At 51.5% G+C, this 14683-nt stretch carries 15 protein-coding genes; 3 read left to right on the forward strand and 12 right to left on the reverse strand.

Annotation, left to right across the window (positions count from 1 at the left end; genetic code table 11):
- The first annotated feature begins 633 nt into the window (after positions 1 to 633).
- The 3 genes from GX441_04940 to GX441_04950 are packed head-to-tail and all read left to right on the forward strand — an operon-like array spanning position 634 to position 3375.
- A complete protein-coding gene (locus GX441_04940) occupies positions 634 to 1545 on the forward strand; it encodes a zinc ABC transporter substrate-binding protein (GenBank protein NLI97990.1) in 912 nt (303 codons plus the stop codon).
- Positions 1542 to 2549, forward strand: a complete 1008-nt coding sequence (locus GX441_04945) for a metal ABC transporter ATP-binding protein (protein ID NLI97991.1) — start codon at positions 1542 to 1544, stop codon at positions 2547 to 2549. Before GX441_04940 ends, GX441_04945 begins: the two co-directional genes overlap by 4 nt.
- The gene (locus GX441_04950; protein NLI97992.1) at positions 2542 to 3375 is read left to right on the forward strand and encodes a metal ABC transporter permease; all 834 of its coding nucleotides are present in this window, start codon (positions 2542 to 2544) and stop codon (positions 3373 to 3375) included. The genes GX441_04945 and GX441_04950 overlap by 8 nt, the downstream gene beginning before the upstream one ends.
- Positions 3376 to 3384: 9 nt before the next feature.
- On the opposite strand, the gene GX441_04955 is transcribed toward GX441_04950, so the two are convergent.
- The 12 genes from GX441_04955 to nusA all read right to left on the reverse strand — a co-directional run bounded on the left by GX441_04955 (position 3385) and on the right by nusA (position 14681).
- Positions 3385 to 3933 (reverse strand): GTP-binding protein, encoded by a 549-nt coding sequence (locus tag GX441_04955; GenBank protein ID NLI97993.1) that lies wholly within the window; start codon positions 3931 to 3933, stop codon positions 3385 to 3387.
- Entirely contained in the window at positions 3930 to 4922 is a 993-nt protein-coding gene (locus tag GX441_04960; GenBank protein ID NLI97994.1) for a hypothetical protein, read from the reverse strand. The genes GX441_04955 and GX441_04960 overlap by 4 nt, the downstream gene beginning before the upstream one ends.
- Positions 4923 to 4930: 8 nt before the next feature.
- On the reverse strand, positions 4931 to 5377 hold the full coding sequence (locus tag GX441_04965; protein NLI97995.1) for a hypothetical protein: 447 nt from the start codon (positions 5375 to 5377) through the stop codon (positions 4931 to 4933).
- A gap of 110 nt (positions 5378 to 5487) precedes the next feature.
- Positions 5488 to 6168 carry a DUF1573 domain-containing protein gene (locus GX441_04970; GenBank protein ID NLI97996.1) on the reverse strand — a complete coding sequence of 227 codons (681 nt, stop codon included), beginning with the start codon at positions 6166 to 6168 and terminating at the stop codon, positions 5488 to 5490.
- The gene (locus GX441_04975) at positions 6165 to 7598 is read right to left on the reverse strand and encodes an MFS transporter (GenBank protein NLI97997.1); all 1434 of its coding nucleotides are present in this window, start codon (positions 7596 to 7598) and stop codon (positions 6165 to 6167) included. The genes GX441_04970 and GX441_04975 overlap by 4 nt, the downstream gene beginning before the upstream one ends.
- 62 nt (positions 7599 to 7660) lie before the next feature.
- Positions 7661 to 8530, reverse strand: a complete 870-nt coding sequence (locus GX441_04980) for a hypothetical protein (protein ID NLI97998.1) — start codon at positions 8528 to 8530, stop codon at positions 7661 to 7663.
- Positions 8520 to 9416 carry a tRNA pseudouridine(55) synthase TruB gene (gene truB / locus GX441_04985; protein ID NLI97999.1) on the reverse strand — a complete coding sequence of 299 codons (897 nt, stop codon included), beginning with the start codon at positions 9414 to 9416 and terminating at the stop codon, positions 8520 to 8522. Before truB ends, GX441_04980 begins: the two co-directional genes overlap by 11 nt.
- Complete coding sequence (locus GX441_04990) at positions 9401 to 10357, reverse strand: bifunctional oligoribonuclease/PAP phosphatase NrnA (GenBank protein ID NLI98000.1); 957 nt, start codon at positions 10355 to 10357, stop codon at positions 9401 to 9403. The genes truB and GX441_04990 overlap by 16 nt, the downstream gene beginning before the upstream one ends.
- Positions 10335 to 10679 (reverse strand): 30S ribosome-binding factor RbfA, encoded by a 345-nt coding sequence (gene rbfA, locus GX441_04995; GenBank protein ID NLI98001.1) that lies wholly within the window; start codon positions 10677 to 10679, stop codon positions 10335 to 10337. Before rbfA ends, GX441_04990 begins: the two co-directional genes overlap by 23 nt.
- Entirely contained in the window at positions 10679 to 10963 is a 285-nt protein-coding gene (locus GX441_05000) for a DUF503 domain-containing protein (GenBank protein ID NLI98002.1), read from the reverse strand. The genes rbfA and GX441_05000 overlap by 1 nt, the downstream gene beginning before the upstream one ends.
- Positions 10960 to 13119, reverse strand: coding sequence for a translation initiation factor IF-2 (gene infB / locus GX441_05005; protein NLI98003.1), 2160 nt, complete (start codon positions 13117 to 13119; stop codon positions 10960 to 10962). The genes GX441_05000 and infB overlap by 4 nt, the downstream gene beginning before the upstream one ends.
- Positions 13119 to 14681, reverse strand: a complete 1563-nt coding sequence (nusA, locus tag GX441_05010; GenBank protein ID NLI98004.1) for a transcription termination factor NusA — start codon at positions 14679 to 14681, stop codon at positions 13119 to 13121. Before nusA ends, infB begins: the two co-directional genes overlap by 1 nt.
- Between the last annotated feature and the right edge of the window lie 2 nt (positions 14682 to 14683).

A 14683-nucleotide genomic window follows, 5' to 3' on the forward strand; every position in this document is an offset into this window, starting at 1 on the left:
AGCAACAGGTTCTTATAGGCCCGAAACAGAAGCCCCTTACAAAAATCCCCTTCAAGTTTTCCTATTTATTCTCTTGTGAAGATGAGCGATGTAAAAAACCGCATAAGATTATGATTGAGGATTGGGAAGTCGGTGCATGTTATCTGAAAGCGCTTAAGAATAGCTCTACACCAGAAGAAGCCGCTCAGAAAGTAAGAAAGAGGTTTTATGATCGAATCTGTTCTTTAGATAGAAACACATATTTCTTTGTGGGAACTCATCTGTTACATCCACATACTTGGATGATAATAGGTCTATTCTACCCCAAGAAATCAACCTCTAACAAAAAAATGAATCAGTTGGATATTTGGGGAAAATAACGTCTTATATCACTTCTGAAACGTATTACATAGATTCGCTTTAATCCCAAAACGCAAGGCGCGGCCGAGTCCCGCACCCACAATCTCCAATTTCTCGAGGCTAGTTCTTAAGGGTTCGTTGTCCGGTACTCTCATTCTTGCATCCAAAGTGATCCGACTGGATTAATCACTTGCGGTCGTTATCCTCATTTTACTTCAGGTTCGTGATCCCGCAGGTTTTGAGGTAGTCAACCAGGAAGTTGACAACCGGTGGAACACCGCTATCCTTAAGCATATGGATAGCTTAAGAGGATATTTGCGTCTCATATTCCTTTTCTCAATCGCTCTCGTTGCCGCATGCATCCTTTCAGCGGGATGCGCGAGCAAGAAGGAATCCTCAACCAAACTCAAGGTAGTCGCGACCATCCCGGTGCTTGCGGACTGGGTGCGGGAGGTGGGCGGCTCAAGGGTCAAGGTTACGACACTCCTCTCACCAGGCGCCTCCCCGCACACGTTCGAGCCGCTGCCTTCTCAGGCAAGGGATGTCTCGGAGGCTGACTTCGTTTGTTCGATAGGACTCGACATTGATAGATGGCTTGCGCCGATGCTCTCCGCGAACAGCCGCACGCTTATCTGCTCGAAGCTAGAGGGAATAACCCTTATCGATGAGACAGAACATGAACAGGACACCCACTCCCGCGAGGCAAACCCCCACATCTGGCTCGACCCCCAGATAGCTAAGCTAGTCGTGCGTGCGATATTCGACTCGCTCTCCCTGCTGGACCCCGAAGGCAAATCGACCTACACTTCCAACGCCCTGCGCTACATAGAAAGGCTCGATTCACTTGACAAGGAGATACTTAAGACCACGTCCGGATTTTCAAAGAAGGAGTACGTTGCCTTCCATCCCGCCTGGGCGTACTTTGACCAGAGATACGGGCTTCAAGAGATTGCCGTTATAATGCCGTCTGCAGGCAAGGAACCATCACCCAGACACCTTACCGATGTCGTTAAAGCCATAAAGAAGTCGGATGTTTCCGCAGTGTTCGTCGAACCGCAGTTCTCGCCGAAGGCTGCCGAGGTCATAGCAATCGAAGCGGGAGCGAGGGTCGTTACACTTGACCCTCTGGGAGCCGATAATGAAAGCTACATAGAACTCATGGAGAAAAACCTTGAAGTCATGGCGAGCGTCATGGGTGCAAAATGAGTGAAGCGCTCGTCTCTTTAAAAGGGGTGGACGTCCGGTTCGGCGATGTGTATGCCCTGAGGGACGTAGATATGAATATCACAAAAGGTTCGGCGGTTGCTCTTATAGGACCTAACGGCGGAGGTAAGACGACGCTCATCCGCGTCATACTAGGTCTTGTTCATCCTGCAAGGGGAATCGTTAAATACCATGATCTCAAGAAATCGGAGATAGCGTACGTGCCGCAGGAAAGCGAAACCGACAGGCAGTTTCCGGTAAGCGCTCTGGACGTAGTGGTGATGGGCCGCTATCCAAGGATTGGCATCGCAAGAATGCCCTCATCAAGGGACAGGCAGATAGCGATAACGATGCTTGAACGAGTCGGGCTCCGCGATATCGCCTCAAGACCTCTCGGCTCGCTTTCAGGCGGGCAGAAGCAGCGCGTCTCAATAGCGAGGGCGCTTGCATCCGAACCCAGGCTTCTTCTTCTGGACGAGCCAACGTCGGGTGCAGACATTGAGGCCAAGGACAGATTCTTCACCATGCTTATGGAGCTTAAGAAGGATTTTTCCCTTACCGTCATCCTTGCCAGCCACGAACTGCAGGTTGTGCCCCGGTTTGTTGACGAAGTGGCGTGCGTATCGACAACCGTACACATGCACGCCTGCCCTTCAGACGTCTGGGACGAAGGGCATTTCGAAAGGATTTACGGGAATCAGATGGAGGCGGTTCTGCACGGTCAGGTGCCGCACAGGATGGTCTCTGCACACTCAAAGCCCCAAAAGAATGCTTCGTCTTCTTTTGGGAACCCCACCCGTAACACCTCTAACTCCCGTAACACCCGTAACACCCGTAGCTCCCGTAAAACTTCCCCTGACACACCTCGTAACGCATTTCAAAAGCCGACCACCGGTGGAAAATCGAATAATGCAAGCCGCGGTTCGTCCCATGATGCCGGGCGCAGCGCAGGCAGAGATTCTCGAACAAAAGGTAAATCGATTAAAAAGGCAGGAAAGGATGTTTGAAGCCGCATTCATGCAGCGCGCAATTGCTGCAGGCCTTCTCGTATCCCTGCTTCTTTCGCTACTTGGCTTTTTCGTTGTTCTTCGGCGCATGAGTTTCATAGGCGTAGGCATAGAGCACGCCGCCTTCGGAGGCGTAGGACTCGCCGCTTTCCTCAACGCGCCTATCTTTCTTATCGCCTCTTTGTTCTCAATAGCAACCGGTCTCGGAATAGGATTGATAACGCGCAAAGGACTCGTCCGTGAAGACACAAGCATTGGGATTCTATCGGCCGCAGGGATGGCTACGGGTGTTCTTTTTCTTGCTCTAAAAAAGGGCTATGCATCGGACGCCATAAGCTATCTCTTCGGCTCAATCCTTGCAGTGACCGGTCTCGACTTATGGCTCATAGCAGGCGTTGCGCTGGCCGTTTTATTGCTCCTGTTTCTTTTCTTCAAGGAATTTCTCGCCTCAAGCTTCGATCCCGAACTTGCAAGGGCATCCGGACTGCCCGAAGGATTTCTCTACTACCTTCTTCTGGCCATGACTGGGTTGAGCATAGTGGCGGCGATAAAGATTGTCGGAGTCATTCTCGTCTCAGCCCTTCTTGTTCTTCCGACGGCCACGGCAAGACAGTGGAGCCAGAACTACAGGGTCGTTCTTGTTCTTTCTCTCGTCTTCGGGATTGCATCTACTTTTTCAGGGCTTGTGGCATCCTACTGGCTCGATATTCCCTCAGGTGCGACCATCGTTATCTTCGCAACGGCTGCATTCGTCATCTCACTCGTATTATCGCCTCAAAGACGACGCACAAGGACCAACACTATGCCCGTCAGCCGCCAGGGCTGAGTTTAAAAATCAGGAGGCGCTTTCGGATGAGGACTCGGCGAGCTTATCCCATCTGTGATTGGGTCTTTCAATCGAGGAAAGCACCTTGACTATTTCGTCAAGGAGTTCGGTTACCCTGAAACCCGATTTTGCAGAACCTATCACTATGCCCTTAAGCCCCTCAGGTTCGCCTATGAGCCTTGTGACCTTGCGGCGTTCCTTCTGTACCCCGGGTTTTATGTTCGCAAAAACTATAAATGGCACTTTTGCTTCGTTAAGAAAATCAAGTATATCCTGGTCGCGCTCGTCGAACCTCCTTGAATAATCAAGCACCCATACCGCAATATCCATGCCTCTAGCCACAACCTCCCTGACAATTCTGAATCGAGTCTGGCCGGGCGTTCCGAAAAGGTGTAATTTGAATCCCTTGTGCTCCTTGTTACCGTAATCAAGCGCTATCGTTCGGCCCTTGCGTTCGATATTCATGGCTGTCGGGATGATGTTCTGGACGAGCGTCGATTTACCCGCTTCGTCCTTGCCGACTATAACGACTTTGGCCTGGCTTGACAGATTCGTCATTTGAACAGCTCTTTTGCCTTAAGGGAGGCCTTTCTTATTCCCGTGAGTATGACGCCGAGAGGGGTGCCTTTTTTGCATATGACCAGTATTATGTAACCGGAATGCTGGAGATTGAGACCCACGACATACTCGTCGCTAAAGAAAAAGACCTCGTTAATCTTAAGAAGCCTCTCGGGACTTGCCGCCAGCTGGTCGAAGACGAGGCTTATGATCGAATGGAAATCGGGATGGTCGTCCAGCATCGGCGTTGTCGAAGACGCTTCTATCCTTCTGTCCTCGGATTTAAGAATGTAGCAGGCGAGCGAACCGGAGATAAGCTCGCGGAGCTGAAGGAGAAGGTCGCGCATATCGTTGTTTTCTTGCGGCTTCTGATCCTGGGGGGGCGGGGTCGTTTTTGCTGCTGCAGTCTGGGATATCAACTCCCGGAGAATCTCCGGTATCGTCTCCTCTTTCTCTTGCTTGGGTTGTGCAACGGGAGCCTCCTTCGGCCTTCGCGCCAGAGAGCATATCTCGGAAACGGGATAGCCCTGCGACGTGCCTAGTCTTTCCGTAGGGATGGGCGATAATTCGAAATGGAGCCCCCCAAGATTGCGGAATCTTTCTAGCGTTATCCGGACGCCTTCAACCAGATAATCCTTCAGTTGCACTCTGTTCGTGAGCCCTGAAACAAGAAGTCTGTTCCATAATGGAAGCTCGGAGTGCGCCAGACTAAGTTCGTTAAGACTTGCCCTGTCAACCGTTTTGTCCTGCGCGAGCGTTTCGGTCAGCGAAGGATAATGAGAGCTTTCAATCTCAGGAACCAGCTCCCCCTCGCGAAATGTCAAAAGACAGAAATCCTTTGTGGAAGGTTCTTCGAGAAGGAGTCTGGCTGAAAGCCTCAGGTTTCCTATCATCTGCAGGAGGTTTTCGGTGGGCAAAGCGCCGAGCGAGCCTCCCATCTTAAGCTTTGGTTTCTGGGCGGCTCTCGGTTTATCCTCTCCTTCAAGCATGCCGGTTATCAGCTGCTCCAGGGATTTGCTGGAGGAATAGTCGGCGGCGGCTCCGGCTGGCGGTATGACGGCTGGAAGGTCTGAGGCGCTATAGCCTTTCGTACAAGCTGCCGGATTTCATCTATTGTGCGTTTAAGAAGAAGAAAAAGGATTCCGAGTTTCGCGTTAGGTCCTGTTACAGTTACCAATACACCGTCTTCTCCGGCGCCCTGCAGGAGTATGTATCCATCGATACCCTTAAAATAAGTCTGCTCAAGCGCCCCGACAGAGAACTCCCTCGTTGTCCGCTCACCGATTGCAAGAACGGTCGCGCTCATTGCTGCAATGGCATCCTCGTTTGTTCCCTGCGGAAGAGCCGAGGCAAGCATCAGCCCATCGAGACTGATGAAAGCCGACGCCCTTATCTCGGGGGCGGATTGGTTCAATCTCGCAAGTGCGCCTTGCAGTTCATCCATTAAACCAGGCAATTAAACCTCCTAGCGTTTATTAGCAGCATAAAAGTGTACTCGGTAATCAGGCGTCTGTCAACCATCAACCGAAAAAAAGCATCCTCTGACTGCCGCCGCTAACGATTCGCAAATTCAACAAGCAAAGGAACCGAGAAGCGAACGGTCTCAGTCTGGGTGTATGCCTCAAAGGTAATAGAGCTTTTAAACTTGCTGACATCAGCTACATCCGTCCTGGGCCTCAACGCTAGATTCAAAGTCTGGCCAGCCTCGAGGACTCCGGGCTGGAAGTCAACTTCCTCAAGCACAACCGGTGTCTCGACGAGCTTGATTGTGTAATCCGTTTTCGAATTATTCTTAAGGACAAGATTGACGCTTGACTTGAGCGAATCGGTTTTGCCGAGAAAGAGGAATTCAGGCTCCACTGAAAAAGGCGTTCGTTTGTAATCCTCATACAAGCGTATTGTTACGTTTATCTTAGAGAGGGAGTCCTCGGGATCGTCCGTTCTCACGTAAGCCCATTTCACGCATTCGGCGAAGAACCCCTGCGTCTCATATAGGAATTCGAACGATGCGCTGTCTCCGGACTCGATAGCTCTCTTCGAAAGCTCAGTAGTCGAACATCCGCAGAAAGTGCGGACGCCCAGGATTCTAAGTGGGGAATCGCCCTTATTATAAATCCGGAAAGTATGACGGTAGCTGTAGCTTGAGAGCGAGTATCCGAAATCGAAGCTGGGTTCGGATATCTCAATCTTCGGCGCCGCGAAAATAAGAGCGGAAATAAAAAACAATGCGTTCACTTTACATCTCCATCTAATGAATTAACAGCTTCTCTCGTCTTCAAAACGGGCATCCAGGCGAGAGAGCAAACAATAACAATCCCTCCGACGGCTACAAGAACGTACTCGAAGGAAACCCTCTCCGCTATGAAGCCGGCAGGCACAGCGGTCGCGACAAAAGCCAGACTCGCGAGCGTTTCCCTCCATGCGAAAAGACGACCCCGCGCTTCCTTTGGAATGCGCTCCTGAATTATGGTATCCTGGCTTATGTTGATTGCCGAGAAAAGCATCCCGGCGATAAGAATTATAATACCCATCATGCATATGAGCGTCCAGTTCAGCCAAGGCACCGACAGTGCGCGCTCGAGCCCGACCGCCAGGTAGGTTCCGCCTCCTGCGATGAAGATCAACCCCAGAAGAATGAAGCTCGTAATCATCAGTCTTTGCTTCCGGAAGGCAGAACCGAACATGCCGGTAAAGAAAGGTCCAAGGAACATGCCAAGGGCTGCGGCTGCGGCAAGAACGGTAACGCCTATGGTCTCGAGCTTGAGCGTTTGCTGAACGGTAGGAACTATAACCGAGAAAGCTACGCCGGAGATAAGAAATATTACGAGAAGGGACGTCATCACGAAGACCATCGTCCGCGTGTTAACCATCAACTTGATTCCGCCTTTGATATAGTCTATATAACGTACGAACTCTGCCTTCAAGTCAACGCTCTTTGCTTTCTTCATCCTTCTTTTTCCGAACTCGTCCTTTGCGAAATCCGCAATATAAGCAGCCGGGATAAGGAAGAGGTTTACCGCCGTTTTCCTGAACGCGTTCAAAAGGTAATCAAGATTGATTCTTGCCTTCTGTCTGTGCTCCTTTATTCTTGCCTCCACGCTTCCTGTGATGTCCTTGTCAGTCTCCGATTCCTTAGAAGATATCATGAGTATCAGGACGAACGATGCAAGATACGTAAGTGCATCCACAAGGAATCCCATACGCCAGCCTATCAGAGACACCGCAACTCCGCCCAGGAGGGTTCCTATTCCCGTTGCAAGGCGCAGGAGCGTCATGTTTGCGGAGTTGGCCCTCAATAGCTCATCCCTCGGGACTATGAGCGGAACGAAAGCGAGACGGGCGGCTGAAAAAAAGAAACCGAAGATGTAGACCACCAGGGCTACGGCAAACATCGCATAGAGATTGTAGCGCTGGCCTCCCAGATGGATGGTGTATGCGATAGGCAGGAGCGCGACAAGAACAGCTCTCACGAAATCGCCTACGAGCAGCACCCGCTTCTTGCGCCAGGAATCTATGAGGGGTCCGGTAAAAGGTCCGAAGATAATCGATGGCAGGGTAAATATCACTGCCACGCCTCCGAATGCGGAGAACTTGCCGAAGAACTCCTTTCCCAGAAGCTCTATAAAAGCCATCTGGGTGAAACGGTCGCCTACCTGCGAAATCATATTGGCGAACGCAAACAGGCAGAAGTTGCGGTTTCTGAAAAGCTTGAAGAACTCGCCTGCGTTCAGCTTAGAGAAAGGAGCCTCCTTGCCCGCTCGACGTCCTCCTTGACCTTCAGTCTCAAGGCTTCGACAGAATCGAATCTCATATCCGGCCTCAGCCGCGCGACGAATCTCACAACCATCTCTTCACTTTCATCCGGCGGTCCATCGAGTAGGTGTACTTCTATCTTGTGAACGCCGTCGCCAAAGGTCGGGCTGGAGCCTATATAGCATACCCCGGGTTTTCTCGAACTGCCGAATCTGACTGCGTAGATGCTGTCAGCCGGAACGAGCTTGTGAGGTTCAGAGGCTTTCATGTTAACCGTGGGCGTGTTGAGAACCGAGCCGGCGCGTCCGATGCCCTTTTCCCTCAATCCTCTCAATGCATACTCGTATCCAAGAAGTATGTTCGCCTGGTGAACGTGTCCGAGAAGAAGGAGTTCCCTGATACGAGTGGAGCTTATGTAATCGCCTTCAAAACATTCTTTCTTAACCGAAAGCACGGTGAAATTCCCGATTTCCTCAAGCATCCCTGCATCGCCCCTTCTCTTGTGTCCGAAGCGGAAGCCTTCGCCTATCACTATCAGCTTTATTCCGCGCTTGATGAGCTCATCCCTTATGAAGTCTTCAGGTTCTTTGTTTGCCACAAGCCTGAAGTCAATAAAATCAACCCTTTTCAGACCCATAGAGGCCAGAAGCTCCTTCTTTTCATCGCTTGTCGTAAGAAGAAAGCTGAAGTATGGATTGAAGAAAAGAGCAGGTGGAGGATCGAACGTTATGGCAAACGGCACAAGCTGCATCCTTGAGGCTTCTTTCAGCAGAATATCAATAAGGGTGGCATGGCCTTTGTGAACGCCGTCAAAGACTCCAATAACAGCCGCCTTACCTTCCATCAACTGCTCCATTGTTATATAAGAGTCTCTTGGAGCGAATCGTGCGTCCCTCGCGGCTGCACAGAAACGCTTTCATCCCATCACCCGAGAAGACCGCAGCCGCTCCTTGCCCGCAAAAAGGCTCGGCAGCTTCCATCTCAAGAGCATTGCCCTGTAGCAATCTCAACGCCGCTTCCTCGTTCACGACATACTGCGGGATGTGGGCCAGAAGCTGCCTCAAATCGAGCAGGGAGCGTTCAACAACTTCGAAAGTCAAGCCTTCTAGCCTCACCGCATCATCGGAAGAAAACGCACCTATGTGAGTTCTCTTCAGATGCTCAAGCGATGCGGGAAGCGAAAGCGCCGCGCCTATCTCTTTTGCGAGTGAGCGTATGTACGTTCCGGAGGATACAAGCGAGCGTATCTCAATAAGAGGCGAGCGCCATTTGACTAGTTCGAGTTCCTTTATCTCTACCTGTCTTTCAGGCAGCTCGAACTCCTCTCCTTTTCGCGCCCTCTCGTAAGATCTTCGGCCGTTCACCTTTATCGCTGAAAAGACAGGGGGTTTCTGCTTTCTTTTGCCCTCAAGCTCGCCGAGCGCAGCCCTTATGGCTTCGGTGTCTATCTCTGGAACTTCGGCTTCTCTGATAACTTTACCGGTCTTATCGAGTGTATCTGTCTCCACTCCAAGCCTGACTACGGCAAGGTAGGTTTTATCCAAATCCTTGAGAAGATGCTGGACTCTTGTTGCCTCGTTTACGAGCACGAGAAGGAGTCCGTCTGCCGCAGGATCAAGCGTCCCTGCATGTCCCAATGTCGTGCCAGGAGGCATGATACTCCTCAGGCTTCTTATTACGTCGAAGGAACTGACGCCCAGCGGCTTGTAGACCCTTAAGCCTCCGCGCACGAAAGATACCCCTTCGCTTCTTCCAGGACTCTTTTCTTGACCTCTTTGTAGTCGCCTCGTACCCTTGCGCCTGCCGCGTTCTGATGTCCTCCTCCTCCGAACCTTGCGGCAAGCTGGTTTACGTCTACCCCGGTGAGAGAGCGGAAACTCATCCTTACCTCGCCCGATGTGGGATTTTCCCTGAAGAAGATGGCTATCCTGACCCCGGGAATGGAAACAGGGTAGCGGATGAAGCTGTCTGAATCCTGATCGGCTCTGTTTATCTCCAGTTCCTTGAGCATGTTCTCGGTCAGTTCTATAGTAGCCACCGTGTCCTCTATTCTTAATGTGGCGAGCACTTTTCCAAGAAGCGCAAGGTTGCGTTCGTCCCTTGCCGTCATCCTGAGCGCTATATCGGCTGCGTTAACACCCAATTCGAGGATATCGGCCGAAACCAGAAACACCTCAGTCGATACGTTAGGGTAAGAAAAACCTCCGGTTTCGGTATATATACCCGTAAAGACCATCTCGCCCTCCTGTCTTCCGAGAGGAAAGTCAACAGATTTCAGGAGTTCGAGAACCATAACGCAAGCGGCCGTTCTATTTACGTCAATCCAGTTGTAATCGCCGTAGTCCTCGTTTGAGGGGTGATGATCGATGTTTATTATTTGCGATTGCGGCGGGGTGTAGCCCAGACGCACAAGATCGGGCAGATCGACCGTGATGAAAGTATCGGGCTTGAAGTCAGGCTCTTTGTTTGTTATCTCCTCAACACCTGCAAGAAACTCGAATTTATGAGGAACAGGATCGCAGAGATAAATTGCATATTTTTTCCCAAGATGTCTGAGAAGCCGTCCGACCAGAAGCACTGAACCAATCGCATCGCCGTCCGGATCGATATGAGTGGCAACCCAGAAGCTATTGCCGCTTCTTATCCTTTCAAGTATCTCTGCGCTCAGCATCCTTAATCTCCTGGATCTTCTGGTCGATGAGCACCGTATCGTCCCATTTGAAGTGCAGCTCGGGCATGAATTTGAGTACTATCCTTGCAGCAAGCTTCTTCTTAATCCTGCCCTTCTCCTCCTCAAGAACCTTCGCCGCTTCTTCGTGAGCGAGGCGCTGTTCGACCGAAGAAAAGTACAAATCGGCGTGCTTCAAATCGCGTGTCATAACACAGTCCGTAATCGTAATCCACTGCATTTCGGGACGCGTGAACTCCTCGATGATTATTGTTGCGACGTTCTGCTTAACAAGAGCGGCGACCCTTCTTGCTCTCTCAGGCATCAGTAAACCTCCCTAATCTGGTAATCCAGAAGCTGCCATTCGAGATGACGGGTCCTTATCTTTTCGACTATTCTTTCAAGAACCTGACTGTTGTGCCTTGCATCGTTTGAAACCACAACAATAGCAAGCTTTGTGCGCTGCCATGTATCCTGACCTTCTATCTCAGCAGCCGAGACGTTGAACTCGTTGTGTATCTTTTGCACAAGGCTCGAAAGATCGCGGCGCTTGTCCTTAAGGGAATGCGACGCCGAATTAAGAAGTCCTATCTCCAGGAGTCCTATCATTGCTTTCTTTCGCGTTGAATCACGTTGAAGAACTCGAACTTGTCGCCTTGCTTGAGATCGTCCCATTCGGCGAGCCTCATGCCGAATTCGAATCCTGCTTCCACTTCTTTCACCGATTTTTCGAACCTCTGCAAGGATGCCAGCGTTGTTTCAGCAAGCTGTTCGTTTCCGCGATATACCCGCACCTTAGAATCGCGGGTTACTTTGCCGTCTAGCATGTATGAACCGGAAATTGTTCCGACCTTTGGGATCTTGAACACCTGTCTTGCTTCAGCGTGGCCAAGGATTACCTCCTCCTCCTCCGGTTCGAGCATTCCGAGCATTGCAGCCCTGACGTCGTCGATTGCATCGTATATCACCTTGTAGGTTCTAATCTCGATTCCGACGTCGGTTGCCCTTGAGCGGGCATCGGCATGAACGGTGACGTGGAAACCTATAATAACGGCTCCTGAGGCCTCGGCCAGGTTTACGTCCGTTATGTTTATAGGTCCTACGCCCGAATGAATAACCCTTACCTTTACCTCATCAATTGAAAGGTTTTCGAGGGATGATGTAAGCGCCTCGACCGAGCCGAAGACGTCTCCTTTGAGAATTATTTTAAGCTCCTTGATGTCGCCTGTCTGAATCTGCTTCTGGATTGATTCAAGCGAAAGTTTCGATGCCCTTGCCAGGGTGCGCTCCCTTCTTAAAAGCTGGCGCCGCTGGGCGAGTTCGCGCGCCGCGCGTTCGCTTTCTATGACCTCGAAGGTTTCGCCAGGCTCGGTTATTCCTCCAACGCCGAGAACGAGCACGGGCATTCCTGGCGTGGCACGCTCAAGCCTTTTGGAATTCTCGTCGGTCATCTCCCGCACCCTGCCGCTCCAGTCTCCGCATATGTAAGGATCGCCTCTTTCGAGCGTACCTTTCTCGACTATGATGGTGGTTATAGTCCCCTTGCTTTTATCGAGCTTTGATTCGATAACTACGCCCCTTGCATGACCTTCGTACGGAGCCTCGAGATTGAGCTCCATTGAAGTGACTTGTATTGCATCCAGTAGATCGTCCACGCCCTGTCCGGTTACGCCCGATACCTCTATGGCGATTGTCTTGCCGCCGAATGCCTCGACCACAATGCTGTGCTGCGTAAGCTGGGTCTTTACCTTGTCCGGATCTGCGGTGGCAAGGTCGCTTTTCGTAATAGCAACGATAATCGGAAGATCAGCGGCCTTTGCGTGGTTTATGGCCTCGATTGTCTGCGGCTTGATGCCGTCGTCCGCAGCGACCACAAGAACAGCGAGGTCGGCTACGGAGGTTCCTCTCGCTCTCATAGCGGTGAATGCCTCGTGACCGGGTGTGTCCAGAAAAACTATCCGGTAATCCTTTACCTGGGCGGTGTAGGCTCCTATGCTTTGGGTTATCCTGCCGGCTTCCTGGGCTGCCACGCGGGTCTTGCGTATGTAATCCAGAAGGGTGGTCTTTCCGTGGTCAACGTGCCCCATTATGACGACAACGGGCGGCCTGCTTTTGTGTTCGAATTCTTCAGTCTCTTCCTCGGCGGCGAGCGCAGGCTCTTCCTCGACTCTTATCTTGATGCCGAAATCCTCGGCAAGTATCGAGATCGTATCAAGGTTAAGACGTTCGTTGATCGTGACGAATACGCCCATCGCCACGCAGCGCTTGATTATTTCGGCAGGCGGTACTCCGAAGGAGTGCGCTACCTCTGAAACACTCATGAAAGCGCTTACAGAAGTTTCCCGAACCGAAGTATGCTGGGATTCCCTTTTTGGCTCGAATATGTTCTGCTCTTCTTCGGCCCTGCGGAATTTGCGAGCCGGTCGGGTCGAATGCTTCGGCCTGGGGGGCTTTTTCCTGGAATGCTTGTGGTCCATCCTGGCAAGCGTTTCCTTGACGGCGCGTTGTATCTCCTGTTCGGGAGGCACCCTGGGTCTTCTCGCGGAGGTTCTTTTAGAGGAAGGGGGCTTTCGCTGCATCGACTGCTTGATCTTCTGTTTCTCGTCGCGCAGTCTTGCCTTAACCGCCTCGAACTCGTCGGGATTTATGTATGAAGTGTAGCCTCTTTCCTTGAAGCCAAGCTCCTTCATCATACGCGCCAGAGCTTCGCTTGATAGACGCAGCCGCTCTGCGGCTTCGAAGAGCTTGAGCTTGCGGGGCTTCACTACGAATTCTCCTCTTCGGAACCGGACTTGGTTTCTTCTTCAGGAGTCGTCGATTCCGGTTTATTCACTTCCGCTTCCTCTGGCGAGTCATCCTGAATCTGGCCTGACGCTTGCGTCGAATCAAGGGCTTGCCCGGAATCATTATTCCCGGGTTCCTCCTCGTCCGCTTCTTCTTGAATCTCTTGACCCTCGCTCTGAGCAGTCATTTCGCCTACCTCGGCCTCTCCTGTCTTCCCTTCTTCAGGTTGTTCAGCGCTTTCCTCGCGAGCGGCAGCCCTCATCTCGGCAAGCTTCTCCTTCTCGAAGAGCTTTCTTTCCAGCTCCCTGCGTTCAAGCTGCTCGCGAATCTGGGTCTTTAGCTGATCGATTTTTGCAGGGTCCCATCCGAGAACCTTCGCTATTTCCGTTGGCGGCTGTTCGAACAATGACACTACCGTCGTGAACCCTGCGTCGACAAGAGCGGTTTTAGTAGCTTCCTCAAGGAAGTCGAGCGTATCAATGAGAATCTGGGAGACCCGCTGGCTGAAGAGCCTGTTGCGGTAATCGGATTCCTTGAGGATATCGAGCTTTGAACTCGTTATCAGCGAGGCGAGCCAGACGTTCTGGCCTTTTCTTCCTATCGCCTTAGAGAATTCGTCATCGGGCACTATTATGGTAAAGGAATCTTCCTCCTTGATGACTTCGCCGACCTTTGCAGGACTCATGGCGCGCGAGATGAAGATCTTCTCGTCCGAGTGCCACTGAATGACGTCAATCTTCTCTCCTGAAATTTCCTTCATCACGTTCTGTATGCGGACCTTGCGGTAGCCGACGCATGCGCCTATCGGGTCTATCTTGTCGTCATGGCTGGTAACCGCCACTTTCGAGCGCACACCCGGAATCCGCGCCACCGCTTTAATCTCGACAATCCCCTGCTGGATTTCGGGAACCTCGTGAGCGAGCAGCTTCTTCAAGAAGTCGGGATGCGTTCGAGAAAGGTAGACCCTTGGACCGATAGGCGTCCGGTCGACTCGAAGCACGTAGAACTTGAACGCCGTGCCTATCTGATGGTGGTCCGTCTTCAGCTGGTCCCTTAGAGGCAGGGTTCCGTAGATGGGCCCCAGATTGACGAGTATCTCGTCCTTTTCAATCTTGTGAATCGTTCCCGAGATTATATCGCCCTTCTTTTTGGCAAACTCGTTAAAGAGCTTGTTGCGTTCGGCTTCCCTGAGCCGGTGTGTCAGTTCGTCGATAGTCCTCTGTATCGCTACTCGTCCCACCTCCTGCAGAGGTATCTCTATCCGGACATCCTCTCCTTCCTTTGCGTCCGGTTTTATTTTTAAGGCATCATCTAGCGATATTTCAAGGGATATATTTTCAACATGCTTGACCGCAGTCTGGATTATAGCCACCTCGATATCTCCTGACGCCGGATTGACGTTGACCTCGTGTCTGACGTCCCTTCCGAAGCGGCGCTTTAAGCCTGCGATTATGCTTTGCGCCAGGGTCTCGTAAACGTATCCCACCTCTACGTTTCGGATGCGGGCAAGCTGGGTTACGAGTCTTGTGATTTCAGTTTCCATAT

It is taken from the genome of bacterium, assembly GCA_012517375.1.
Classification (GTDB): domain Bacteria; phylum Hydrothermota; class Tepidihabitantia; order B3-TA06; family B3-TA06; genus JAAYVC01.